This is a genomic window from Roseateles sp. GW835-FHT13E02 (assembly GCF_058794035.1).
In genome coordinates this window covers 75916-101359 of the sequence record NZ_JBXAGJ010000015.1, presented here as the reverse complement: position 1 = coordinate 101359, position 25444 = coordinate 75916, and the positions used below count along the sequence as shown (strand labels likewise).

Genomic DNA, 25444 nt, shown 5'->3' with positions numbered 1-25444 from the left:
GGGGTTTCAGCGCAGCGCGCGCTCCGAGAAGTCGTCGGCACCGAAGTCGCTGTCGAACTTGAGCCGGACGTAGTCGATCTGGGTGTATTCGCCGGGCTTGTCCAGGGCCTTCATGGTCAGGCGCGTGGGCAGCACGCGGCCCTCCAAGGGCTTGAGCTGGCTGTAACGCAGCGAGCGCTGGGCCTGCGTGTCATCGGCGCGGCGAAAGTAATCCACTTGCAGCGGCAGCACGCTCGCGCCCTTGCCGTTTTCCAGCAGCTGCAGCTGATATTCCACCTTGCCCCAGGCCACGGGTGCTGCGGGCTTGGGGCTCAGGCGCAGCAGGGCGCGTTCGACCGGGCGGCCCAGCTCGTCCTTGTCCCGTGTCTTTTGCAGCAGCTCGTAGCCGTAGTGGCGCGCCAGATCGGTTTCGCGCATCAGGTCGTCGTTGCTGAAGTGACTGCCCATCCAGTTGTCGGCCAGCATGGAACTGCCCATCACCGTGATGCGGCGGCTGCGCGGGTCGTAGAAGCTGATGCGCTCGCCGACCTTGAGCGTGGCATTGCCGCGCCACAGTGCCGGGCCCAGCATGCGGATCAAGACCTTGCCGGGCTCGCTGCGGTCGTCGCTGAGCACCATCAGGTCGTAGCTGCGCTGGTAGTCGCTGCGCTCGATGTGCATCTTCATCACCGCGGCCGAGCTGCGCCCGCGCAGCACGCGCTCGGCTTCGTGGATCCACTGGCTGAGCGCGGCGTCGGAGACCGCCTCCGCGGCCCGGAGCTGCATGGGCACGGCGGCGGCCGGCAGCAAGGCCAGCAGCTGCAGAAACAGGCGGCGCGCCGCGGGCGGCGCTGCCAGGGAACGCCAGGTGAGCGAGGGCGAGCTCGGCGAGGGCGGTCTTGACGAGGGCGGTTTTGTGGCGGTCATGGGCTGGGGCTGCAAGGCAAACAGGGTGATGCGTCGGAACGCTGCGAGACGCAGAACGCAGATGGCGCACGGCGGTGGTGCTGGGCCTGGCGCAGGGCCTGAGCCGGCGTGCCGGCGCGCGCGATGAACAGCAGGCGCTCGCGGCAACCGAGCAGACCCGCCAGACCCTGAGCCAGGTCCTCGTGCTGCAGCGCCACGCTCAAGGGGTGCAGGGCCTGGCCGGCATCGGCCGCCGCCAGCCAGAGCCGGGCGATGGCCTCCCCGGCCAGCCATCCCTCCAGCGCCGTGCCGCTCTCGCGGGGCGTGCTGAGGTAGAGCAGGGCGGGGCTGCTGAGGATCAGGGCGCGCAGCTGGCGTCCGGCCTCGGCCGTCACCGGGCGGCCGGCCGGCCCGCGTAGCAAGCGCGGGTGCAGCAACAGCTGCAGCAGGCGGCGGCGCCAGGCGGGCAGGGGGCCGAACAAGCGTTCGATCGGCATGCCCTGTGGCACAGGGCGGGCGGGCTGCTCGGCGGCAAAGTTCAGGTGGGCATAGGTCTCGGCCCAGGCCTGCGGGTGCATCAGATCGCGGGCGCCGTGGCGGGCATAGAACTCGGCCAACTCGGCCCGTGCGGACCTGGCATGCAGGGCTTGCCAGCGCAGCGTCGGGCGCGGCTCCTGCAGGTCCAGCGTGTAGGGCAGCGGGTTGTCCGGTGACTCCAGGTGAAAGCGCAGGCCCTGCATCGGCAGGTAGGGGCCGCGCTCGGTGTGGCGCAGGCGCAGGGCGCGGTTCAGGCGTGCCAGGCCGGCGTGATCGACGCGCTCGGCGCAGGGTTGAGCGCCGAGCAGCAAGAGAAGGCGCCCTTCCTGGCCTTCTTGATTCGGCTCGGCCGGCACCGCCTTGACCGGCCAGGCGCTCAGACGCAGCAGGTTCAGCAAGATGGCCGCAAAGCCGCCCAGGCTGATCAGCATCTCGCGCTGCAGCGCCGGCAGGGCGCGCAGGCAGCGCGCGGGGTCCAGCTCGATGGCCAGGGCCTGGGTCCAGGGGCCGCTGTCTTGCCAGCGTGGCGGAACCGCGGGCAGGCAGCGCAAGCGCCAGGGCTGGCTGTTGTGCGAGGACGGCGCCCGTGCAGCCAGGGCCAGCAAGGGCTCGATCCGCTGCAGCAAGGCGTCGGGCATCACGGCGTCGTGCATGGGGCCTCGCGCTCAGAAGGCGCCGACGCGCTTTTCATGATCGATTTCGAAACCGTGCAGGCGTGCCAGACCCTCGATCTCGCGCACTTGCTCGGGCCGCACCGGACCCTTGCTGAAGTCGGCGCGGATGCCCGAGAGGCCCAGCAGCAAGGTCTCGGCGGCGCAGGCGAAGATCAGGCCCGGATCGAGCTGCATGCCGGGCAGCTCCAGCTTGGGTGCCATCGGCAGGCGCACCACGCCGCCGCGGATCAGGCGCAGCTGCGGCAGGGCCTGGACGCTGTCGGCTTCGACATCGCCGGGCACCGCCACATCGCAAACCAGCACCGGGCGGTCGGTCGCGAAATGTTCGGCCCGCAGCACGGGCTGGGGGCTGCTGGAGGCGCTGATCACGATGTCGGCCTCGCGGCAGGCGTCCAGCGAGGTGCTCAGCTGCACCCAAGCCTGCTGCGCCAACCAGGCATCCAGCTGGGCCAGGTCCGGCGTGCCTTGCTGGGCTTGGCGCCACTCCCGCAGCGCCCGGGCCCAGGTGCTGGCGGCATCGATGCTGGGCAGCGGCTGTTGCAGCAGCTCGCTGGCGATGTCGCGCCGCACCTGGGCCAGGCGGGCCTCATGGCCGGGGCGTCCAAGCAGGATCAGGCGGCGACACTGCGCGGCCAGCAGCAGCGCTTGCACCTGACCGATATTGCCGGCGGCGCCGACCACGGCGACCACCGCTTCGGAACTGACCAGGCCCATGCGTGCGGCACTGGATCGTGTCGCGGCCAGGCTGGCCGCCACCGTCAGGGCGTTGCCGCTGGTGACGGGCGGATGCTCGTACTCGAAATCGATGCAGTTGGCGGTGACGATGGAGGTGTAGCCGCCAAAGCCGACCAGGCCGCAGCCTTCATCGCGCGCCCGCTGGTAGGCATGCTGGACCTGACGCCGAATCTGCTGGGCACGGTGGAAGCGGATGTCGGCGGCAATGCTCTCCGAATCCATCATGATGCCGTAGAGCCGCAGCTCGACCTCGCGACCCAGGGGTGAGCGCACGCGCCGGCTGGCAATCAGCTGCGGCTCCATCGCGCATTGCACGCGGCTGCACAGCTCGCTCAGCTGTTCGTCGCTGAGGCCGGCCAGGCCGGGCTCCCACTCGCGCAGGCTTTGGGCGTCGATCAGGTGGGCCAGGAAGCCGATGCGCTCCACGGCCGTGGCGCTGCCAGCGGGCGCCAGAGACTCGGCGCCGCTGCCCGTCCGCGCGGCCGGCAGGGCCAGGGGCGTGAAGCCGCTGGACAGCATGTGGGCGAGCAGGCTTTGCAGATTGCCCTGGGCCAGCGTCTCGAACAAGGCCCGGAAGGCTTGCAGCGCCTGCTGCAGATCGGCGGGCTGCAAATAGGCCGAGGGCTGGATGCGCAGCACGCTGCGTCGGCCCAGCGAGGGCAGCACCCGCAAGCCATGGGCGTGCAGCAGATGGCCGGCGCAGACCATGCCCAGGAGCTGCTCCTGGGCCAGGCTGGCCAGCAGGGGGGAGCGATGCTCGCTCAGGTCCTGCAACTCCAGACCCAGCATGCAGCCGCGCCCGCGCACTGCGCGGATCAGCTCGGGATGGGCGCGCTGGAGGGCTTGCAAGCCCTCCAGCAAGGCCTCGCCGAGCGAGGCGCAGCGTTGCGCCACAGCATCGCGCTGCAGGATCTCGAGGCTGCGCAGCGCTACTCTGGCGCTGAGGTCGTCCTCGGCAAAGGTCGAGCTGTGCAGCATGCCGAACTCGCGGTGCTGCAGCGATTCGCGCACCGCCAGGGCCGAGATCTTGCACAGGCCACCACCCAGCGATTTGGCGAAGGTGAGGTAGTCGGCCGGCAGCCCTTGTGCTGCACTTTCGATCGGCCGGCCGGTGCGGCCCAGGCCGCACTGCACCTCGTCGGCGATCAGGGCCACCTCGGGGTGGTGCTCGCGCAGCGCTTGCAGCAGGGTTCGGAACTCTGGATCCAGTTCCAGGATGCCGCCCTCGCCGCGCAGGGGTTCGTAGATCAGACCCGCCAGCCGGGGCAGGCGGCGCTCGACCAGGCGCAGGGGCTGGAACTCGAACTGGTAGACGCTGACGCTGTGTTCGCGCAGCTGGGCCAGGAACTGGCTGGGCTCATGGACGAACAAGGCGTCGGGGTTGTTGCGCACAAAGGCCAGGCGGGCATCGCGGTTCCAGGTCAGGGCGAGCGAGCCCAGGGTCTTGCCATGGAAGGCATAGGGCAGGGCCGCCATCAGCGGCGCCGTGGCCAGGGCTTGCAGGTTGCGCTGGTTCACGGCGGACAGCAAGGCGTCCACATGGTCCAGGGGCTCGTGCTGCAGCAGGCGCTCGGCCTGTTGCAGCAGGTACGCGTCGATCTGGATCTCGCCGCGCTCCAGCCGGATCTGCAGCTCGCGTGCATTGCCCGCGCAGGCATCGCTCATGGCCTCCATGCGCTGGGCATAGGCATAACGGGCATGTTTGATGGCGGCTTCGACCGCCTCGGTGCCGGTGTTGAGCAGGTAGATCTTGTAGCGCTCGCCGCTGTGCTGGTGCAGGTAGTCGGCCAGGGCCTGCTTGAGGTCGCTGGCTTGTTGCCGGCGCGAGCCCTGGGCATGCACCGGGCGCTGCTGCGCCAGGCAGCGGGTCAACAGCTCGACCAGCTCGGGGTGGTTGTGCCCCAGCAGGGTGGAGCCGAAGCCGCCGACCAGATCCAGGACTTGCCGTTCCTTCCCGTTCTCATCGAGGTAGTAGAGATGGTCTCCGCGCGCGCGGGTGAACTCGACCATCAGCCCCGCCGTCTCCAGCAGCTCTTCCTTGCCCAGTGTGGCTTGTCCCACCATGCTTGCCATGTTCAACGTCCTCCGCGCGCTTCACGCTTGTAGTCGCCGCGCAGTTGCTGCACGAGCTGGTTTCTCAAGACTTCGCTGCCGCCCGAGAACACGCTGCTGGGCAGGGCATTGCGAAGCTCGCGTTCGATGGCGCCACTGAGCATGCCGAGCGCGCCGTGCAGATGCACTGCATCGAGTCCGTTGAGCACGGCGGCCTCGCTGAGGGCCAGCTTGGCGGCCAGGCTGGCATCACCGCGGGCGGGCTGCGGCAGGTCCAGCGACCAGGCGGCGCGCAGGCAGAGCAGGCGCGCCGATTCGTAGCGCAGCTGCATATCGGCCAGGCGGTGGGCCAGACTTTGCTGCTCGATCAGGGGACGACCGAACTGCTCGCGCTCCTCCACATGGGACCAGCAGGCGCGCAGCTGGCGCTTCATGGTGCCCAGGTACATGGCGAACAGGCAGCTGCGTTCCCAGGCCATGCTGGCCTGGAAGATGGGGCCGCCGCTGCCTTCCTTGCCCAGGCGCTGGGATTCATGAACCCAGACGCCATCGAACTCCACATCGCCCATGGCCGTGGTGCGCAGGCCCAGCTTCTCATGCGGCGTGGCGCTGATGTGCACGCCGCTGCTGTGGCGGTCCAGCACAAAGCTGCTGTAGTCGAGAAAGCTGCCGCTCTCGCCGGTGCGGGCGTGGACGATGAGGAAGTCGCAGACCGGCGCATTGCTGATGTAGCACTTGCGCCCGCTGATGCGGTAGCCCTGGCCTTCGCGTTGGGCCCGGGTGCGCATGGCCGAGATGTCCGAGCCGGCTTGCGCCTCGGTGATCGCATGGGCACCCAGCCAGCCTTGCTTGCCGATCTGCGGCAGCCATTCCTTTTGCTGCGACTCGCTGCCGAAGGTCAGCAGCGGATGGATGCAGGCGCACAGGTGGGCGGCCAGGGCGAACACCAGGCCGGTGTCCGGTACCTGCTCGCCCAGGGTCTCCAGGGCCAGAGCCAGATCCAGGGCGCCCAGGGCCTGCCCGCCGTACTCGGCCGGGGCGGGCAGCAGGTGCAGGCCTGCGCTGGCCATGGCCTGCCAGAGCGGCCGTGAGAACTCGCAGGCCCGGTCACGTTCGTGCAAGAGCGGGTCCTGCAAACTGGAGGCCAGGGTGGCGATACGCGCTTGCAGCGCATGCTGCGCGGGGGTCAGGGCGAACTGCATTCAAGCCTCTTCCAACACAAGGTGGTAATTGATGCCGCCGGTGCCAAAGGCATTGATGCCGGCACGGCGACGCTGCTGAGGGTTGCGTGGCCAGGGGCGCTCGGTGAACAAGGGGTCGAGGCCCAGGCGTGGCCATTCCAGCTCGGGTTTGAGCGGGCGTTCGAAGTGGTTGGCCGGCATGCGCTCATGGGCCAGGGCCAGCACGGTCTTGATCAGGCTGGCCATGCCGGCCGCGGCAAAACAGTGGCCGAACTTGGACTTGAGCGCCCCCAGTGCCAGGCCTTGGGTGGCCCCGGCGTAGACCTCGGCCAGCGAGGCGGTTTCCACCTGATCGCCAATCAAGGTGCCGGTGCCATGGGTCTCCACATACTGCAGCGCCGACGGGCCGATGCCCTGGGCCGCCAGCGCGGCAAAGGCACGACGCATGGCCTGGGTCTGGCCCGCCTGGTTCGGCGCGATCATGGATTTGCTGTCGGTGCTGGCGCCAAAAGCCAGCAACTGGGCCAGCACCGGCAAGCCCAGGGCCTCAGCCTGGGGCTTGCGCATCAGCAGCACCGCGCCGGCGCCATCGCCCGGCGTGAAGCCGCTGGCATCGATGCCGAAGCTGGCCATCACGCCCGGCGCCAGCATGCGTTGTGCGGCGCAGAGCAGCAGATCGCTGCTGTTGACCGGCAGCTCCACACCCAGCACCAGCACGGTGTCGACCTGACCGGCGCGCAGGGCCAGGCCGGCCAGATCGAGCGCCGCCATGGAGCTGGCACATGCGGCTTCAAGCGCCAGAACCTGGGCCGGCAGGTCGCCGACCACGGCGCGGCCCAGGCCGCTGGCGGTGGCCAGGCCCTGGTCCTCGGCGGATGGCTGGCGTTCGGCCTGGGCCTGGTTGTGCAGGGCGCGGGCCAGCGATTGGCGCAGTGCCTCGTTCCAGCCCTGCAGGCGGCCGAGCGCATCCAGGCGCTCCAGCACGCGCGGCAGCAGGGCTTGGGCGCCGGCGCTGCGCAAGGCCGGCGTCGTCAGATTGCTGGCGCAGATGACTTGCAGCCGGCCGAGGCGCTCCGGGGCCAGGCCGGCCACAGCCGACCAGGCCTCGCTGGCCACGCTGCGCGCCAGATGCATGCTGGCTGCATGCGGGTGCAGGGCCGGCTCGAGGCCGGCATGGCTGGCCTGCTCGATGTAGTAGGCCAGGCTGTGGCGGGCTTGCGGGTCCAGGAAGGGATCGCAATGATGGCGCGCCGGGTCGAGCGGGCGGAAGCGGTGGCCGGGCTGGCTCAGGGCTGCCCAGAACTCGGCATTGCCTCGTGTGTCGCCAAAGGCGCTGCCGCAGCCGACCACGGCCACCGGGTCCGTCTCGGAGCAAGCCTGTTCCGGCAGCGGCTGGCCGGCGGCCTGCAGCACAAAAATCGCCTGCGGGCCGAGTTCGGCGTGGACGGCTGGGCTGCGGCTCGCACCAGCTCCCGCGGTTTGTACTTGCGCTTGCGTTTGTGCCAGGGCCGCCAGAGCCAGGGCCTGCAAGTCTTGCATCGCATGGCCGTAGCCCAAGACCGTCTGTACAGGCAAGACCTGACCCTCGATGTGCAACACCGGCCCGGCGGCCACGGTCGCTGCGGGCCTTGGACAGATGGGCGGGGCGGGGGGCAGCTGCAGCATCAGCTGCCCGGCGTGGGCCGCGGACACATCGCCGAGCAGCAGGGCGCAGGCGGACTCGCGCCAGGTGGGCAGCTCAGGGGTGGAGGTGTCCGTCAGGTCGGGGCGTTCGTGCAGGGGACTGTCCAGGGTTTGCGCGCCCAGGATCAGCACCTGCCGGCTGCCGCCATGCGACAGGCAGTTCAGGGCTGCGGCCAGCGCTGCGCGCCCGCCTTCGGCGCGTGCCTCCAGGGCCAGCACGCGTCCGCGCAGCTGAAAATGCGCGGCCACCCGTGCGGCCAGGGCGCTGGCCATTTCGCCCACCTTGTCGTGCGAGCTGGCGGTGAAGCCCTGCTCCAGATCCTGACGCCACAGTTCCAGCAGAGCACGTGCATCGGGGTGTTCGCGCCAGCCCGCGGCGGCCCAGCGCAGCGCTGCCGCGCGAGCCTCGTTTTCGTGGCTGCGGTTGAGCCCGAGGGCGGTGACGAGAATCACATCGCAGTGCTCGCGTTCGAGCTTCACGCCCGCCCGCTCGGCCTGCTGCAGCGCTTCTTGCGCGAGTTCGAGAAGATGGATCTGGATGCGGTGGATGGACCCGCGATAGATCGGCGGGATGCCGAATTGACCCAGATCGCCCGCGCTCACGGGCAGGCGCTGCTCGGCAGGCAAGGGCGGCAGTTTATGGAGCGGCAAGGCATGGGGCTGCAGCGCATGGTCCGCGCCTGAACCCGTGCTGGCCGAGCGGACGGCCGCCAGCCGATCCAGCCAATCCTGGGTTGTCGGCAGGTTGGCGTGGCGCAAGCCCAGGCCCAGCAGGTGTGCGGCGGAAGCGTTCATGACTGGGCGGCCTCTTCATCCAGGATCAGGGCCTGAAGCCGGCGCAGGTCGATCTTGCCGTTGGCGTTCTTGGGCAACTGAGCCAGCGCCACCCATTGCTGCGGCACCATATAGGCCGGCAGGAGGCTGGCGCAATGCTGCTTCAGAGCCAGCGTGCCGGGCACGCAGCAGCCTTCGCGCGGCACATAGGCGGCCAGCAGGCGGGTGCCACTGGCGCCTGGCAGGGCCAGCACCGCGCATTCGGCCAACTGGCTTTGGCGAGCCAGGGCCGCCTCGATCTCCCCGAGTTCGACGCGGAAGCCATGGATCTTGACCATGCGGTCGCGGCGACCGTGATAGAGCAGGCTGCCCCGATGCCAGGAGCCCTGGTCACCCGTGGCATGGCGGCCCAGCCGGTGCTGGTGGCTGTTGGCATCGTCGGGGCGTTGCCAGTAGCCCGGCGTGACACAGTCACCGGCCACCCAGATCTCGCCCTGATGGCCTTCCTCGACGATGTGACGACCGCTTTCGTCCTGCAGCCAGACCTCGGCGCCGCGGATGGGGCGGCCAATCGGCACAGGCCCATCGCTGGCCAGGTCTTCGGCGCTGACCGGATGCCAGAGGCAGACATTGGTCTCGGTCGGGCCGTAGAAGTTGTAAAGGCGGCAGACGCGTGGCAGCTGCGCTGCCAGGGCCTGCAGCAGCGGCTTGGGCATGACTTCGCCGGCAAAGATCAGGTGGCGCAGGGCCGACTGGCGTTCCGGTGTGAGGACGCCACTGCGCAGCAGAAGGCCGAAGGTGGAAGGCACGCCGTAGACCACGGTGGCCGCTTGCTGCTCCAGCAGCTCGCCCAGTCGCGCCATATGACGCAGCTCCGACTCATGGCTGATGTAGACGCTGGCGCCGGCCTGCAAGGCAGCGAAGAGATCGAAGGTGCTGAGGTCGAAATTGAAGCTCGCGAGATTGAGCAGGCGGTCTTCATGCTGCAGGCCCAGGGTCTGGGCGGCCCAGCTGACGAAATTGAGCACATTGAGCTGGCTCAGCTGCACGCCCTTGGGCAGCCCGGTGGAGCCTGAGGTGTAGAGAATGGCCGCCACCGCTCCGGGATCGATGCGCTCCTCCTGCAAGGCCGGTCCAGGGTGAAAGTCGGTCAGCTTCGGAGAAAGCCAGCGTCCCTGGGCTTCGGCCCAGGCGTCCGCCCAGGCCTCCAGCGCAGGCGTCTGCTCGCTCAGCACCAGCAGGCGTGTCGGGCGTGTGTCGGGATCGCGGCGCTGCGCTTGGGCCTGAAGCCAGAGTTCGGCATGGGCGGCATCCAGGATCAGCAAGGCTGGCCGCGCGTCGGCCACGATGGCTTGCACGCGCTCGACCGGCTGCGCGCCGTCCAGGGGCAGGTAGCGTGCGCCCGAGAACAGCGTCGCCAGAATGCACTGGGCGTACAGCGCCTGCTTGTCCATCCAGATGGCTACGGCCTGGCCGCCGCAGTCCGCCAGCAGCTGCTCACGGGCCGTGGACACCCATTGGCGGCAATCGCCATAGCTCAGCTCATGTTCAGCATCACGCAGCAGCGGCCGGGCGTCGGGCCATTTCAACAGGGCTTGATGCACGCCACGTTGCAGCACGGCTTGCAGTCCCAGGGACCGCCGATCCATGGCCGCTGGGGTCGTTTCCGGCGTGGGGCTGCTCATGCGGCCAAGGCCTCATGCAGGGGCAGGCGGTTCTCCTGGGCGGCCGCGAGCAGCATGTCCAGTGCCTGGTCGAGATCCTGCCGGGTGTGCGATTCCAGCACGCTGATGCGCAGGCGCGCATCACCCACGGCCACGCCGGGGAAGACCACGGTCTGGCAGTACAGACCGCGCCGACGCAGGGAGCGACCCATATTCATGGCCAGGGTCTCGTCGCCGATGCGCACCGGGATGATGGCGCTGTTTGACTGTTCGGTGTCGAAGCCCAGTCGGTCCAGGCTGGCCTTGAGGTAGTCGATATTGCTCCACAGCCGCGTCAGCCGTTCGGGCTCCGCTGCCATGATGTCCAGGCTGGCGTTCAGACCCGCGGCCACGGGAGCCGGAATCGTGGCCGCGAAGACATAGCTGTTGGCGTAGTAGCGCAGGTAGTCAATTACTTCAGCGTCACCAACAACAAAGCCACCCTGGCCACCCAGGGCCTTGCTCATGGTGCCGACCTCAAGATCCACCCGGCCCTTGAGCTGGAAATGTTCGGTGGTACCGGAGCCGGTGGTGCCGAGCACCCCGGTGCTGTGGGCCTCGTCGATCAGCACGCGCGCCTGGTAGCGCTGGGCCAGCTTGAGCAGCTCGGGCAGATGCACGATGTCCCCATGCATGCTGAAGACCCCGTCGGCGACGATCAGGCGCCCGCCCGACTGGTCTTCATGGCGCGCCAGCATGTCCTCCAGCGCCTGCATGTCGTTGTGCGGGTAGAGCCGGCGGGTGGCGCCCGAAAGCTTGCAACCGTCCTGAATGCTCATGTGGTTGAAAACATCGCCGATGACTTGATCGCCCGGTCCCACCAAGGCGGCGATGGTGCCCAGATTGGCCGAGTAGCCGGACGGGAAGACCAGGCAATCCTCGCGGCCCTTCAGCTGTGCCAGCTTGCGCTCCAGCAACTGATGCACCTCGGTGGTGCCGGCGATCAAACGGCTCCCGGTGTTGGTGGCACCGTACTCGCGGCTGGCCTGCTGAATCGCGTCCAGCACCCGTTCGTCATTGGCCAGGCCCAGGTAGTTGTTGGAGGCGAACAGCAGGAATTCACGCTCCCGGCCCTCGTGCCGGTCGAAGATGCGCGCACGGTTGCTGCTGCGCCCACGCGAGGCCATGCCGTACCAGAAGTGCCCTTGCTCGGCCCGCTCGCGCTGGAAGCGCTGGAAGCGACGGGTCTTGGTGAAGATGTCCGGGTCGGTGCCGTTGCCGACAAAATCACGCATGGTCGCCTTGCTGCCCGAGCTGCCCGTGCTGCTGCTGGAGTCAGCCGTGGCCAGCGCGGGCGCGCTGAAGGCGGCGGCAGCGGCCACTGCAGCCCGGGCCAGTGCAGCCGGGTCGGCGCTTGGCGGCTGTTGCACCGGGGCCTGTGCCGGTAGCTGCGCCGCAAAGCGCGCGCTCAGGCTCACCAGGGTGTCGGAATCCCCCGGGGACACGCTCACCCGCGTCTGCAGGAGACTGTTGAGCTCGCTGACGATGCCGGCCAGCATGATGGAGTCGATGCCCAGATCCTCTTGCAGCAGGGCATGGTCCTGCAAGGCCTCATCGGCGTACTGCGAGTGCTTCTGAACGACCGCCCTGACGGTGGCCGCAATGTCGTGATGTGCTGCGTTCATGGTGCGTGCTGCGTGGTTGAGGGGCTGACTGAAGTGCTGGCCTGGCTGCTGGGATTCAGGCGGCTTGCGGCTTGTGCGGCAAGATGTGGATGGGCTTGATCTCGCAAGGCGGCGCCTCCTGCTCGTTGGCGGCTCGCTGGGCCGAGGCAGCGCTCACCTGGCTCTGCGCTTGCGCCTGGGCCTCCTGGATCAGCTGATCGCGCAGACGCAGGTAGTAGGCATTGACCTTGTCGACCGAGATCAGCCGGTTGGCCTCCAGGCTGGAGATCTTGGGAGTCTGGCCCCTGAGCGCGGCCATGTCCTTGGATTGCTGGATGAAGCGCTCCATGCGACACATCAGCCAGGGGCGCACGCGGCGCCAGCCCGGGATGGGCAGGGGCTTCACCATCGGGAACAGCAGGTCGCGCTTGGGCTCCTTGTAGCAAATGCAGAGCCAGCAGTTCTCGTCGTCGATGGGCGTGGCGATCAGATAGACGTCGAACACATCGTTGCGGATCTGCACCATGTTCGGCATCTGCACATCCACGCCGATGCGCCAGCCGCGGGTCCAGGGCAGGCGTGCCCTGAGGGTTTCCTCGGCCGTGCGGTCGTCGTCGGGCCGCAGGATGAAGTCGCTGCGAATCAGGTGCCCCTCGAGATGGCAGCTGAAGTCATCGACGCGTCCGCCCTTGGGGTCCCAGATGTTCAGGGCCGAACCCTTGTGGACGAAGGGCACATGGTAGACCTCGCAGACACTCTCCACATAACGTGTGTAATGCGTGGGCGCATGCCAGGCATAGCGCGAGGTGAAGCCGGTGTACTCGGCAAACTCCTTGAACATGGGCACTTCCGGCAGTTGCTCGGGCACCTGCTCGCCGGTCCAGCACCAGATCAGCCCATGTTGCTCGCGCACCGTGAAGCTGGGCACCTGCATGTGCTTGGGCACCACGCCGTTCTTGCCCAGCACCGGCATGTGCACGCAGCGACCATTGGCGTCGTACTGGAAGCCGTGGTAGGGGCAGGCGATGTAGTCGCCATGCTGCTGACCGTGGCTCAAGGGCACGCCCTTGTGGGCACATCGGTCGGCCAGGCAAACCACCTGGCCGGCGGTGTCCCGGTAGACCACCAGGTTCTTGTTGAAGCGGCGAATCCCGACGGGTTTCTTCTTCTTGACGTCTTCGCTGCGAAGGATGGCATACCACTGGTTCGGAATCATGCGATTTTCTCCAAGGGGTTGAGACGCAGCACCAGCGCTTCGAGCTGGGCGACATTGGCGAAATGCTCGGGGTGGATGTCGGCCACCGGAATCTGCACGCCGAACTCCTGGCGGATGTAGTCCACGACATCGAAGAGCGCGGCCGAATCCAGGATGTTGAGCTCCAGCAAGGGGGTGTCCCGCTGCACGCGGCTGCCGTCACCCAGGAAGGCATCGGCGATGAATCGGCACAAGGTCAGTGAGAAATGGCTGTCAGCCATGGCGTGCTCCTTCAGCAGGCAAGAGGGTGCAATTGGGTGCGGCGCCAGATTTCCTGGGCCAGCAGGGCGGGGCTGTTGTGGCGGTAGAGCGCATCAGGCTCCAGCTGGATGCCGTGGCTGCTGTCCAGATCGGCCAGCAGCTCCAGCGCCGCCACCGAATCCAGCGCCATGCTGGCAAAGCTGTCCTCGGGGTGCAGCTGCGTCGGCGTGCAACGCAGCGCCTGGGCGATGCGAAGCAGCAACCAGCTTTCGATGGCGGCCGCGCTGTCCAGGCGCGTGGGCAGCGTGTTTGCCGCGGCCTGGCTTTCGATCGCTTCAGTCCGAGCATCGATGCGCAGGTAGATGGGCAGCCGGCCTTCAATGAACTCTTGCTTCAGCGCCACGCGCTGCAGCTTGCCCGAGGAGGTGGTGCGCACCGTCTTGCGCGGGATGAAGAGCAAGGTATCGAGCGTGATGCCGTACTTCTCGCTCAGGCGGGCGTTGATGCGGCGCTGCATGTCGAGCTCGTCGATCGCGCTGCGCGGAACCTCCAGCGCCAGGGCCACCTGTTCCTCGCCCAGCGGACCATGCTGGAAGGCCACAGCACGGCAGTTGATCAGCTCGGGGCAGGCGCTCAGGGCTTCATGTTCGAGGTCTTGAGGGAAGTAGTTGGCACCGCGAACAATCAGCAGCTCCTTGCTGCGCCCGGTGATGAACAGCTCGCCTTGATCCAGGGCGCCGAGGTCGCCGGTGCGCAGCCAGCCGCCTTGCCCGTCCAGCCATTGGTTGAAGCTCTGGGCGCTGCGCTCGGGGTCTTGCCAGTAGCCGTGGGTGACGCTGGAGCCGCGCACCCAGACCTCGCCGATTTCACGCTCGCCGCGCGCCAGTCGCGAGCTGGGCTCGACGATGCGAAGCTCCAGGCTGGCGTGAGGCCGGCCACAGCTGACCACGGTCTGGCTGTGCGGCAGCTGCGCATCCTGCGGCAGCCATTGCTGGCGCGCCAGGGCGCGTGCGTCCAGGTGGCGTCGCCCCAGTGCCTGACCCAGGGGCTTGCCGCTGACCATGAGGGTGGTCTCGGCCATGCCGTAGCAGGGGAACAGTGCTTCGGCCTTGAAGCCCGCTGCGGCGAAACGTTGAGCGAAGGCATCCATGCAGCGCGCATGGATGGGCTCGGCGCCGCAGAAGGCCACGCGCCAGCCACTGAGGTCCAGATCCTGCAGCTCGCGATCTCGCACCTTGTCGACGCAGAGCTGGAAGGCAAAGTTGGGGCCGCCGCTGCTGACCCCGCCGCTGCAGCCCTGGCTGAACTCGCTCACCGCTTGCAGCCATCGGGCGGGGCTGCGCACCAGCACACTGGTGGGCATCAGCAAGGTGGCGAAGCCTGCATGGACCGGCTGCAGGACGCCGCCGACCAGGCCCATATCGTGATACGGCGGCAACCAGATCACCGATCGGCTGTGCCCCTTGCGGTGGCCGAAACACTCCTGGATCAGCTGCGAGTTCTCGACCAGATTGCGCTGGCTCAGCATCACGCCCTTGGGCCGGCCGGTCGAGCCCGAGGTGTACTGCAGCATGGCCAGGGCCTCCGGGTCGGGATCCAGCCCGGCCAGGCTGGCTGCGGGCGCCTGATCCAGCTCCTCGACGCAGATCCATCGAGTGGCGCCAAGCTCAGGGTCGGTGCGCAGCTCGGCCAGTTCCTCATGGAGGCTGGCCCGGCGGCACAGCACATGGGCCTGGCCCAGCTCACGCAGCACCAGGCGCAGACGATCGGCCTGCAAGGGGCTGCGCGGCGGAAAGGTCGGCACGACCACGATGCCCGCCGCCAGGCAGGCCAGAAAGGCCACCACGAACTGCCGCCCCTGCGGCAGGGCCAGGACCAGCTGAAGACGCCCATCGTCCGCACCCGGCAGCTGGCGCAAGGCCTGGGCATAACGACCCACCCAAGCGGCTAATTGGCTGTGGCTCAGTTGCTCGTCCTGATCGTCCTCGGTTTGCCAGAACTGGTAGACCAGGGCGTCGCCCTGTTCTGCGGCATTGCGGCGCAAGGCCTCGGCAAAGTTGCGCGCTCGGGGCCACTCGGGCAGCTCATGGCTGATGCTGTGCTCCTGCGGCGGGGCCACCGCACGAGGGCGGGTGGAGGGGGCGATCAGGGTGTCGTCGAAGCTCATGGTGCTCTCGCGGTTAGGTGCCGGGCTCAGGCCGCCTGAACGCTGGGGCTGCGGCCGGCCGCTTGCACGCGCAGGGGGCGACGGGGTTGGCATTCGATCTGGCAGGCAAACAGGCGGTGGCCACCAACCACCTGCGCGGGCGCCAGGGCGCGGGTGACAAAGCCGGCCATGTTCAGCAGTCGCTCGATGCCCACAGGGGAGACGGTGACCAGGCTGCGAACGCCCAGGCCCCGGGCGTGGTCCAGGGCCGCCTGCAGCAAGGCGATGGCCTCGGTCGAGGAAAACTGGGGCAGCGTGCTGTGGGCGCGCGGCCGGTCTGCATCGATCAAGGCTTGGCTCGGATTGAGAACTGCAAAGCGCGAGAGCTCCCAAACCGCCGCATCGCGCGGCAATAGCCCCGGCGCCAGCATGGGGAAGACCTCCTGCAGCAGGTAGGGCCTCAGCGTCGGCAGCAGGCGGGCGCATCCTCCCAGAGCGCCCGATTCGTCACGCAGCAAGAGGTAATGGGCATGGGCATGATCGAACTGATCGAGCTCGCAGCCTGGAGGGCAGTCGAGCTGCCACCCCAAGGTTTCGACGAACACCTGGTAGCGGTAGGCCGCAATCTCGGCCAGCAGTTGCGCCCCCATCTCGTCTCGCGAAACAGCACTGATATGCACGTCCATCTCCTCCGTTTGGAACGGTGCGGACGATACGCAAAGCGCTGTGGTTTGAAACCTATCAACTCTGGTAGGTCGATTGCCATGAAGCTGCAGCAAGCCTGGGGGCGGGCGGTGCCGGCCTGCGGCTGCCCGCTCCGGCGGGTCAGAAGTCTCGACGCAGGCCGATGGCCGCACTCAGGTCTCGCGCGTCGTGGAAGTCCCAGGACGATTGGCGATGGCGCCAGGACAGGCGCCCGAAGGCCGTGAACTTGCGCAGCCCGAAGGGTGCGGCGTGAAAGGCCATCAGCGCCGCGCTGTGGATCTGTTCACTGCCTACCCCGCTCGACGCTGGAGCCAGGGGATGCGGGCCGCGCTGCTTCTGCCGATGCCAGGCCAGGCTCAGTGCCAGCCCCTGACGTCCCCATTGCTGCTGGTAGCGCAGCTCGCCACCCCAGCGCCGGTGGGCCATGGCCTGCCCTTCGGCGGTGTCGTGGCGGGCGTCGAGCTGCCAGCTCAAGGTCTGGTGGGCGCCGACATCGTGGCTTCGCCACAGGCTCAGCTCGCTGACGCGGCCCGAACGTCGCAGCAGCAAACGCTCGGCCTCCGCGAGCGACTGCTGGCCACTGAGTTCCGTGGCGATTCGGCGCTGCGCGCTGCTCAAGCGCAGGTTGTAGCTGCTGCCCAGCAGCTGCGACGCCTCGATCTGCCAGCCCTGCAGGCTTTCCCGGCTGCGCTGGCGCACGACACCCAGGGCATAAGGGTCTTGCCAGACTTCGCGCTGGGGCAGAGCCGGCATCCAGTACAGGCCCAGAGTGGAGCCATCATCCCAACGCATGCGAGAGCCGAGCAGCATGTGATAGCCATCGGCCACGCCGCCCACGGCACTGCTGACCCGCCACTCGCCCGCCGTGCTCCCCAGGCGCTGACGCAACTCGAACATGGGGCGCAGGCGCAGCTGCCGGTGTGCGTCAACCGTGGACTGCAGCGACTCTTGCTGGGCTTGCCCCTCGCCGTCCAGGCGGGATCGGCGCTGCTCGGCCATCAGCAGCAGGCTGATATGCCCGTGCAGGCCGACTGAGTCGCCTGCTTCTTGCGGTACCGGTGATGCGGCTGACGTGCCTGCCCCGTGGGCAGGGGGCAGGCTCAGGAACGGGCCCAAGCCGATCCCACAAATGAGGCGCCAAGCGAGGCGGTGCGCCAGGGCGGGCGCCCTGCCAGCTCGGCGTTGGGCAGGCGACGCGGTTTGAGCGGCGTGCGGGAGAACAGAGGCGGTGAATGCCATGGTGTCGATTCCTGTGTGATGGGGATGTCGACACTCTAGAAATCAGCGCGTCACAGCCAGGTCACAGCCTTCGTTCCGGGCCCGTGGCGGTCAGACCGGCCGTGTCGGGCGGCACGGTTGCAGGGCTAGAAGGGCTCGCAGGGTTTGCATGATTCGGAAAGCAGGGCTCCGCGGCGGCGGTTGCCGGCGCGCCGGCAGCAGGCCCTGCGCCGCCCGGGAACTCGATCTCGACCCGATATCGCTCGGGCTGCACCTCGGTACTGAGGCGCCACGCCAGGCGCTCAGCGATGGCGGCCACGATGTCCAGGCCGTGGCCGTGGCCAGGCTCCGGCGGCGCGCCCGCGTGGCGGATGGCTGCACTGGCGCTCCGCCCATTGCTGAGCTGCAGCCGCCGCCCGCGCATGGTGATGCAGATTCTGCCGTCGCCATGCAGCCAGGCATTGCGCAGCAGATTGCCCAGGGCCATGCGTCCCAGTGCCCGGGGCAGGCACAGCTGTTCGAGCTCTCGCCAGTCCTCCGCACCGTCCGCGGGCCATTGCACATGAGGCGCCGTTGTGTTCGCGGCGGGAAGTTCCTGCAGACAGGCGCTCAGGCCTTGCAACAAGGGTTCGTGGTCAGCCGCCGGGCCTTGCTGCTCGCGGGCGAGCAAGAGGAAGAGCTCAATCAAGGCCTGCATCCGAGCGCCGGCCTCCTGAACCCGTTGCAGCGGTGCCAGCATGCGTTCGCGGTTGGGCGCCAAACGCATCAATTCAGCGGCGCCCTGGATGACGCTCAGCGGTGTGCGCAGCTCATGGCTGGCGAACCGGGTGAAGTCGCGCTCGCGCCGGGCATAGTCGGCAAGATCTTGGCAGGCCCGGGCAAAACTGCGGCTGAGCCGGCCCATCTCGTCGGGCCGCTCCAGCACTGGGCTGCGCATTGGCGCCAGGCCCTGCGTCTGGGCCTGGACCTGGGCGGTCAAGGCCTCGATCGGGGCTGCGGTCCAGCGCCCAAGCCGCCAGGCCATGAACAGGCCGAGCAGGGCGGCACCGGCCAGCATCAGCAGCAGGTGGACGCGGATCGCACGGTCGTAGGCGGCCAACTCGCTGTCCAGCTCGGGTCGGTAGAGCAGAAAGACCTGCTCGCGGCGGCCGTCTTCGGGCGCCGGATGTTCAAGCACCAGCACATGCGCATCGATCTCGCTCAGTTCATGCACGCCTTCTTCGTTCAATTGCTGCAGCACGGCGGGCAGCCCCGCCTGTGCGCTGCTGTAGAAATGGTAGGCAGGGCGAGAATCCTGGGCGGCCAGTTGCGCGAGCGGGACGCCTTGGCTCAAGTGCTGGCGCAGATCCTGCGCGCGCCTCTCCAGCGCCTGGTTGATGAAGCTGTCGGCCGCCAGTTCCGTGGCTGCCCAAGCGATCACTGCCATGCCCATGGACAGCACCGCGACCAGACCCAGCACCGCCAGCTGCACGCGGCGACGCAGGCTGGCTGCCCACCAGGTGGCCACTCGGCCACGCGCCAGTTCAAGTGCCAATTCAAGCGCTCGCATCGAGCCGGTAACCTTGGCCGCGGACGGTGCTGAGGCAGCCGGGCGGCAGCAGCTGGCGCAGCCGGTAGACATGCGTACGCAGTGCGCTGCCCTCGATGGCTTCGTCTTGCCAGATCGCGTACTCCAGATCGGCCTTGCTGACCACGGCGGGGGCCTTTTGCATCAGCAGGCGCAAGATCTTCAGCTGCACCGGATCCAGGGCGATGGGCCGGTCCTGATGTTTCAGGATCAGGCCGACCAGGTCCAGTTCGAGCGCGCCGCATCGCAGGACTCGTTTGTGCGCGCCGATGTGACGGGCATGCAGGGCGCGCACGCGACAGCCCAGTTCTTCGAGCGCAAAGGGCTTGACGAGATAGTCGTCGCCACCGGCGGCAAAGCCGGCCAGCTTGTCCGGCAAGGTATCTCGGGCGGTGAGGAAGAGGACGGGGGTGTCGATCTGCAGATCCTGGCGCAGGCTTCGGCACAGGCTCAGGCCATCCATGCCGGCCATATTGATGTCCAGCAACAGCACGTCGAAGCAGTGGCTGCGCAGGCTGGCCAATGCACTGGCGGCGCTGTGGGCATGACTCACGCTGCAGTCCAGCAGGCCCAGGTAGTCACCCAAGGTGGTGGCCAGGGCGGCCGAGTCTTCAACAATCAGTACACGCATGGTTCGAGCTTGGTTTCAGCACGCCGCCCGGGGGAGCGAAGCAGGAGGCAGCGCGTGCGGCGGCGCAGCTTAACCGAGGAAGCCGACCGGCTCGGTCTGCCGACCTGGAGTCTGAGGGGCTGTCTCACGATTTGACCTGCTTGTGACAGGGCGGGCGCTAGGGTGAAAGGGCGCCGCTGAGCTTGGCCAGCGAGCCTTTCCAACCCGACCGACTCTTCACGTTCACAAGGCTGCCTCATGACGATTTCAGATCCCTTCATGTCCCCCACCTCGGTTTCGTCAGCGCAGCGCTCTTGTCGCCGCGCCGGATCGTGGGTCTGTGCATGGCTTGCAGTTGCACTCATGGTGCAGGGCCCGGCCGTCTGCGCGGCGCCGCAAGGCACGCCGCAGAACACACAGCCAGACGGACCGCAGCCCCAGCAGCTGGCGTCGCTGGATCAAGCCTGGACGCTGGCGCAGCGCCGGTCGCCCGAGGGGCGCGCCCACACCTTGCTGGTGCGCGAGGACCAGGGCGCGCGCTTGCTGGCGCAGGACCTGAGCGTGGGCTTGCAACGCTTTCCCGAAGACAGTCTGGAGCTGGTGCGCAGCATGGGCCACGCGGGCCTGCAGGCGCTCTCGGAGCGGCTGCCCTGGGTGGCGGTCGACAAGCGCGAATTGCTGCCCAGCGCCAGGGCTCATTCCCATATTGCCGCGGGCACCAACTACGCTGCGCATGCACGCGAGGCCGACATCGACGAGGTCTTTCTGTTTCCCAAGTTCAGCACGCCCAGCCCGGCGCGCAGCGAGCTGCGCCATGAAGCGGGGCAGTTGCTGGACTATGAGGTGGAACTGTGCCTGAGAGCCGATCGCGATCTGGCCAACTTGGCCGATCTGCAGGCAGCGCAGCTGGGCTTTTTTCTCTGCGGCGATCTGACCGATCGTGCCGAGCTGCTGCGCCGCATCAACACCGAGGACCTGACTTCGGGCCATGGGTTCAGTGATGCGAAAAGCGGGCCAGGGCGCATGCCCACCGGGCCCTATCTGGTGGTGCCGCGCGACTGGCGCCGCTGGCTGCAGGGCGTGCGCTTGCGCAGCCATGTGAACGGGCAACTGCGCCAGGACGCCGCGGCGTCGGACATGCTGAAAACCCCCGACCGCCTGTTGCAGCAAGCCTGGCAACGGGGCCTTCTGCCACTCTGGCGCTACCAGGGGCGGCCCGTGCCGCTGCTGGAATCGGGTGTGCTGCGGCAGGGGCAGGTGCTGCTGACGGGCACGCCCGAGGGTGTGGTCTACCGGGCGCCGAGCCTGGGCTTCCGGTGGCGTCATGGGTTGGCCTGGTTCTTCGGCCTGTCCTGGCTGCACCATGGACCGGTGCGCTATGTGCTGGATGCTCAGATTCGCGAGGGCCTGGCGTCGGGCCGCTTTCTGCAAGCAGGCGATGTGCTGGAGCACAGCGCCGAGGGTTTGGGGCAAATCACCGTGAAGATCCGCTGAAGCCGGCCGGACGTCGCTGGCGACCTACAATCGGCGCCCGTCTCGCAGCCAGGTCCGACCATGTCTTTTGCTTCTTTGGGCCTTGCGCCCGTCTGGGTTCGTGCCGTTCGCGAGCAGGGCTATCACGCCCCCACGGCCATCCAGGCCGCCGCCATTCCGCCCATCCTGGCCGGGCGCGATGTGCTGGGCCTGGCGCAGACCGGTTCGGGCAAGACCGCCGCTTTCGGCTTGCCCCTGCTGCAGCGCTTGCGCTTGCCGCCCGGCCAAGGCCCGCGCCGCCTGCAGGCCCTGGTGTTGCTGCCCACGCGCGAGTTGGTCGCTCAGGTGGGCGAGGTGCTGCGGGAGTTCGCACGCAGCCTGAGCGGCTCGCCGCGCCTGAAGATTTCCGAGGCCTTCGGCGGTGTTTCTATCAACCCGCAGCTGATGGGCTTGCGCGGTGGCACCGATGTGATGGTGGCCACGCCGGGCCGTTTGCTGGACTTGATCGACCACAATGCTCTCGATCTGCGCAGCGTCGAGATGCTGGTGCTGGACGAGGCCGATCGCTTGCTGGACCTGGGCTTTGCCGAGGAATTGCAGCGCATCCTGGCCCAGCTGCCGGCGCGCCGGCAGAGCCTGTTCTTTTCGGCCACCTTTCCGAAGGCGGTGCAGGGCCTGGCGCAGGGCCTCCTGCACGAACCGGTGGAAGTCAGCATCGCCCCGGAGCCGCAGCGCACGGCCGCCATCCAGCAGCGCGCCATTCAGGTGGACGGGAGCTGGCGCACGCCTTTGCTGCGCCATCTGCTGCAGACCGAGCCCAGTTGGAGTCGGGTGCTGGTGTTCGTGGCCACGCGCTACGCGACCGAGCATGTGTCCGACAAGCTCTGGTCCCACGGCATCAAGGCTGCCGCCCTGCACGGCGAGTTGAGCCAGGGTGCCCGAACCCAGGTGCTGGCGGCCTTGCGCCATGGCGAGATTCAGGTGCTGGTGGCCACCGATGTGGCGGCCCGCGGTCTGGACATTCCCGAGCTGCCGGTGGTGGTGAATTACGACCTGCCACGTTCGCCGGCCGACTACATCCACCGCATCGGCCGCACCGGGCGTGCGGGCGAAACCGGTCTGGCCGTCAGTCTGGTGCCGGCCAGCGCCGAGGCCCATTTCCGGCTGATCGAGAAGCGCCAGGGCCAGCGCGTGCCGCGTGAACAGATCGCGGGTTTCGCAGCCAGCCCCCTGAGCCCGGAGCAGGCTCAGGCTCTGAACTCGAACGGCGGCATCAAGGGCCGCCGCAAGAGCAAAAAGGACAAGCTGAGAGAAGCCGCTGCAGCGGCTGCAGCGGCCGCTGCGGCGGCGTCAGCGCCCCTGCCTGGCGACGAAGCTCAGCGGTAACGCGACCACAGCAGGTTGGCGCTGTTGGCGGCGGACGGGGTCACTGCGGTCTCGCCTGGCTTGAAGCTGGAAGGCAGGTTGCTCAGGTCGATCTTGGTGCTGGCGCCGATCTTGCTGGCACCCGGTGCGGTACCGATGCGCGCCGCCGAGATGTAGCCGTGCACTGTGGTGCTGCCACCGGTTTCCAGGATGTCTCCGGCCAGCACATCGCCGTAGACATGGTTGGAGGCAGCCAATGTGACTTTGCCGCCGGTGTAGTTGTTGCCCACCTGGCCGCCGGCGCCGAAGGCGATATTGCCCGCGCCGACCGTCAGCAGGGTGCTGCTGCCGGCCTTGCAGAAGTTCTTGGGTGCCAGATTGGGGTAGCTGCTGTTGGTGCACACCGAGGCGTGACCGGCATAGTTGACCGCGTAGGACACATTGGTACCGCCGGTGTTGATGTTGCCGGTGGCCAGCCAGCTGTTGTAGAAGGTGCCCTGGCCAGCTTCGAAATCACCCTTGAACCAGACAATGCCGGGTGCCATGGTCACGCCGGCCAGCGTCCATTTGCCGCCGCTGTAGCTCAGGCAGCTGTTGTATTCGCTGTAGCCGGTGCAGATCTTGGCCGGGCAACTGGCGGGGCTGTAGCTGTTGCTGCTGCAAACGTAGTCCTGGTTGGCACCACTGCCGACCAGAAAGTAGACGCCGTCGGGGATGTTGCTGACGTTCTTGACCGTGACCTTGGTGTCACTGCCGACCCGCTCGAACGCGTAGTTGGCGGAGCTCTGGTAGGCGTAGGCATCGAAGGTCGGCACGCTGATCGTGCCGGCCGTCAGCGGCGTGATCGCGACATTGAGGCCGGCCACGCGGCTCATGTGCACTCCGGTGTTCCAGGGCTGCACGGTCAGGCTGCCGCCGTAGTTGCCGGCGGCCACCGTGCCGGCCACTTGTTCCTCGTAATTGCCCTGCACCTGTGCCGAGCCCGTGATCAGCGAGTTGCTGGCGACCACGCTGCCCTTGGTCTTGAGCGTGGCGATGGTGGCGCTGCTGCCCAGGGTGACATTGCCGATGGCGAGCAGTTCGGTCACGGCATTGCTTTCCAGACTGACCGTGCCGTTGGCCTTGATCGTGCCTGCGCTGACGCCGCCGGTCAGCGACACATTCTTGAGGGACTGCACCTGGCTGTAGCTGCCGCTGCCGCTGAGGGCGATATTGCCCTCGGAAAACAGGGTCTCGATGCTGGTGCTGCCGCCCAGGCTGATGTCGCCCGAGGCGTACAGATTCGAGATGCCGGCCAGGCTGCCGGCACCGGTGACCTTGCCATCGACCACGATCTTGCTGCTGGCATCGCCGATCACGGTCAGGTCACCGCTGATGTCGAGATTGCCCTTGATGTTGACGGCTGCGGTCTTGCCGCCGCCACCGCCGCCGCCCGGGCTGCCTTTGGCGCAGAAGGTGGCCGCCAACAAGGCATTCGCGCCGCCGCTGCTGCCGGTGATGTTGAAGCCCACCCGGGTGCCACCGCCGCAGTTGACCGTGTCATTGGCCAGCACCTCGCTGACCGTGGCGGCAATGCCGCTGACACCGGCGAAGCTGACCACCTGATTGGCGCTGAGCTTGGCCGCCTCGACCGCCCCGATCTGGAACAGGTACTGCCGCACCGCTTCAATGCCGCTCCAGGCTTTCAGCTGCGCCTGCGTCAGGGCATGCACCGTGACCGATTGCACCTGCAGGCTGCGCACGTAGTAGATGCCGCCGAACACCATGCCACCCAGGGACAGGCCTGTCAGCAGCATGAAGAGCACCGAGGAGATGCCCCGCTGCAATGAGCGTGCGAGGCGGGTGCTTGAAACAATGCGAATGGCCATGGGAAATCAGGAAATCAGATTGGCCAGGCAGCTGACGTAGGTGTTGCTGCTGCCGCTCACACTCGAGGCATAACCCAGACTCACGCTGACCGAAGCGGCCGGCGCGCTGAGCTTGCTGATGGCCTCGGGCACGGCGCCGTAGGGCCAGCAATTGCTGCCGTTGCGGGCGCTCAAGGTGACTGCCTGGGCCAGCACCTGGTCCTCCACGAGTGCGCGGCTGGTCCAGCTGATGGTTTTCCAGTTGCTGCTCAAGGGGTGACAGCCGCTGCTGGCCTGCAGCAGGTAGAGCGCCTTGTTGCTGCTGTCGGAGAGCAGGGCGCCGCAGCTGTAGCTGGCGGTGTTGGCACTGAGCCCCGGGTTGTGCACCCAGACCAGGGCATTGCCGCTTTGCGCCGCGCCGCTGAGGGTGACCGGGGTGCCATCGAGCTTGCCCGTGCTGGAGTTCAGCACGGCGTTGCGAATCAGCAGCAAATGGTTGCCGCTGCTCGGACTGCTGATGCCGTAGCCCGCGCCTTGCAATGCGATTTGTGCACTGAGCAGGCCGGTGGCCAGCTGACCGTCCTGGATGGAGTTGCGCACCAGGCCTCCGTCGCCGAAGACGGTCTGCGTGGTGCTGCGGTACAGCGCCAAGGCACCCAGCACAGCGATCAAGGAGATCACCATGCCCACCATCAAGCTGATCAGGCTCAAGCCCGCTTGGGGGCGGCGGCTTGCGGAGGTGAGCCGGGGCGTGGACATCGGCTCGGGCCTCAATTGCTCACCGTCAGCGTGCCAGGCCCGAACAAGGTCTGGGCATCGGCGGCGTACTGGATCTGCGGCAGGCTGGTGGCCTTGGCCACACCGTTGACGGTGACCGTCACGGCCGTGATGGTGCAGGTCTTTTGCACACCCGAAACCTGCAGGCTTCCGCCGAGGCTGAGGTTGCTGCTGCTGGTGCTTGCGCCGGTGGCCGGGCAGCCATTGGCCACACCTGCGCCTTGCAGATCGGCGCGGATGCTCTGGATGGCCAGGCTTTGTCCCTTTTGGTACTTCTGCGCGACCATGGCGCGGCTGACGGCGTAGACCAGGCCCAGGCCGATCACGCCCAGCAACACCATGGCGATCAAGGACTCGATCAAGGCATCGCCGCGCTCGCCGCGCCGGCGAGCGGATCGGCCCGGTGCGCAGGCGCGAGAGACGGTGGGAGAGGTCGCAGTCATGGGTGCCGT

The 25444-nt window shown here is 67.9% G+C and carries 19 protein-coding genes; 2 read left to right on the top strand and 17 right to left on the bottom strand.

What is annotated here, in order from left to right:
• Positions 1 to 6 precede the first annotated feature (6 nt).
• From AC1Q6P_RS15670 to AC1Q6P_RS15605, 14 genes are all read right to left on the bottom strand, one after another.
• Entirely contained in the window at positions 7 to 906 is a 900-nt protein-coding gene (locus tag AC1Q6P_RS15670; RefSeq protein WP_492665014.1) for an outer membrane lipoprotein-sorting protein, read from the bottom strand.
• Positions 903 to 2075 carry a nitroreductase family protein gene (locus AC1Q6P_RS15665; RefSeq protein WP_492665013.1) on the bottom strand — a complete coding sequence of 391 codons (1173 nt, stop codon included), beginning with the start codon at positions 2073 to 2075 and terminating at the stop codon, positions 903 to 905. The genes AC1Q6P_RS15670 and AC1Q6P_RS15665 overlap by 4 nt, the downstream gene beginning before the upstream one ends.
• 12 nt (positions 2076 to 2087) lie before the next feature.
• Positions 2088 to 4904, bottom strand: a complete 2817-nt coding sequence (locus AC1Q6P_RS15660; protein ID WP_492665012.1) for an aminotransferase class III-fold pyridoxal phosphate-dependent enzyme — start codon at positions 4902 to 4904, stop codon at positions 2088 to 2090.
• Between the two features lie 2 nt (positions 4905 to 4906).
• Entirely contained in the window at positions 4907 to 6085 is a 1179-nt protein-coding gene (locus tag AC1Q6P_RS15655) for an acyl-CoA dehydrogenase family protein (RefSeq protein ID WP_492665011.1), read from the bottom strand.
• The gene (locus AC1Q6P_RS15650; protein ID WP_492665010.1) at positions 6086 to 8542 is read right to left on the bottom strand and encodes a polyketide synthase; all 2457 of its coding nucleotides are present in this window, start codon (positions 8540 to 8542) and stop codon (positions 6086 to 6088) included.
• Complete coding sequence (locus AC1Q6P_RS15645) at positions 8539 to 10206, bottom strand: AMP-binding protein (RefSeq protein ID WP_492665009.1); 1668 nt, start codon at positions 10204 to 10206, stop codon at positions 8539 to 8541. Before AC1Q6P_RS15645 ends, AC1Q6P_RS15650 begins: the two co-directional genes overlap by 4 nt.
• Complete coding sequence (locus AC1Q6P_RS15640; RefSeq protein WP_492665008.1) at positions 10203 to 11849, bottom strand: aminotransferase class I/II-fold pyridoxal phosphate-dependent enzyme; 1647 nt, start codon at positions 11847 to 11849, stop codon at positions 10203 to 10205. Before AC1Q6P_RS15640 ends, AC1Q6P_RS15645 begins: the two co-directional genes overlap by 4 nt.
• Positions 11850 to 11904: 55 nt before the next feature.
• The gene (locus AC1Q6P_RS15635; protein WP_102766769.1) at positions 11905 to 13044 is read right to left on the bottom strand and encodes a Rieske 2Fe-2S domain-containing protein; all 1140 of its coding nucleotides are present in this window, start codon (positions 13042 to 13044) and stop codon (positions 11905 to 11907) included.
• The gene (locus tag AC1Q6P_RS15630) at positions 13041 to 13304 is read right to left on the bottom strand and encodes an acyl carrier protein (RefSeq protein WP_102766768.1); all 264 of its coding nucleotides are present in this window, start codon (positions 13302 to 13304) and stop codon (positions 13041 to 13043) included. The genes AC1Q6P_RS15635 and AC1Q6P_RS15630 overlap by 4 nt, the downstream gene beginning before the upstream one ends.
• A gap of 11 nt (positions 13305 to 13315) precedes the next feature.
• A complete protein-coding gene (locus AC1Q6P_RS15625) occupies positions 13316 to 15451 on the bottom strand; it encodes an AMP-binding protein (RefSeq protein ID WP_492665007.1) in 2136 nt (711 codons plus the stop codon).
• 26 nt (positions 15452 to 15477) lie between these two features.
• Complete coding sequence (locus AC1Q6P_RS15620; RefSeq protein WP_223696907.1) at positions 15478 to 16110, bottom strand: acyl-homoserine-lactone synthase; 633 nt, start codon at positions 16108 to 16110, stop codon at positions 15478 to 15480.
• 145 nt (positions 16111 to 16255) lie between these two features.
• A complete protein-coding gene (locus AC1Q6P_RS15615; RefSeq protein WP_492665006.1) occupies positions 16256 to 17374 on the bottom strand; it encodes a DUF2860 family protein in 1119 nt (372 codons plus the stop codon).
• Between the two features lie 61 nt (positions 17375 to 17435).
• A complete protein-coding gene (locus AC1Q6P_RS15610) occupies positions 17436 to 18887 on the bottom strand; it encodes a sensor histidine kinase (protein ID WP_492703251.1) in 1452 nt (483 codons plus the stop codon).
• A 1-nt stretch (position 18888) separates the two neighbouring features.
• Entirely contained in the window at positions 18889 to 19551 is a 663-nt protein-coding gene (locus tag AC1Q6P_RS15605; RefSeq protein WP_102766764.1) for a response regulator transcription factor, read from the bottom strand.
• A 342-nt stretch (positions 19552 to 19893) separates the two neighbouring features.
• Between AC1Q6P_RS15605 and AC1Q6P_RS15600 the strand changes: the two genes are divergently transcribed.
• Positions 19894 to 21024 carry a fumarylacetoacetate hydrolase family protein gene (locus AC1Q6P_RS15600; protein ID WP_492665004.1) on the top strand — a complete coding sequence of 377 codons (1131 nt, stop codon included), beginning with the start codon at positions 19894 to 19896 and terminating at the stop codon, positions 21022 to 21024.
• A gap of 60 nt (positions 21025 to 21084) precedes the next feature.
• Positions 21085 to 22389 carry a DEAD/DEAH box helicase gene (locus AC1Q6P_RS15595; protein ID WP_492665003.1) on the top strand — a complete coding sequence of 435 codons (1305 nt, stop codon included), beginning with the start codon at positions 21085 to 21087 and terminating at the stop codon, positions 22387 to 22389.
• On the opposite strand, the gene AC1Q6P_RS15590 is transcribed toward AC1Q6P_RS15595, so the two are convergent.
• The 3 genes from AC1Q6P_RS15590 to AC1Q6P_RS15580 are packed head-to-tail and all read right to left on the bottom strand — an operon-like array spanning position 22380 to position 25435.
• Positions 22380 to 24236, bottom strand: coding sequence for a hypothetical protein (locus tag AC1Q6P_RS15590; RefSeq protein WP_492665002.1), 1857 nt, complete (start codon positions 24234 to 24236; stop codon positions 22380 to 22382). The genes AC1Q6P_RS15595 and AC1Q6P_RS15590 overlap by 10 nt on opposite strands.
• A gap of 6 nt (positions 24237 to 24242) precedes the next feature.
• Positions 24243 to 24974 carry a PilW family protein gene (locus tag AC1Q6P_RS15585; RefSeq protein WP_492665001.1) on the bottom strand — a complete coding sequence of 244 codons (732 nt, stop codon included), beginning with the start codon at positions 24972 to 24974 and terminating at the stop codon, positions 24243 to 24245.
• Between the two features lie 11 nt (positions 24975 to 24985).
• Positions 24986 to 25435 (bottom strand): type IV pilus modification PilV family protein, encoded by a 450-nt coding sequence (locus AC1Q6P_RS15580; RefSeq protein WP_171828866.1) that lies wholly within the window; start codon positions 25433 to 25435, stop codon positions 24986 to 24988.
• Between the last annotated feature and the right edge of the window lie 9 nt (positions 25436 to 25444).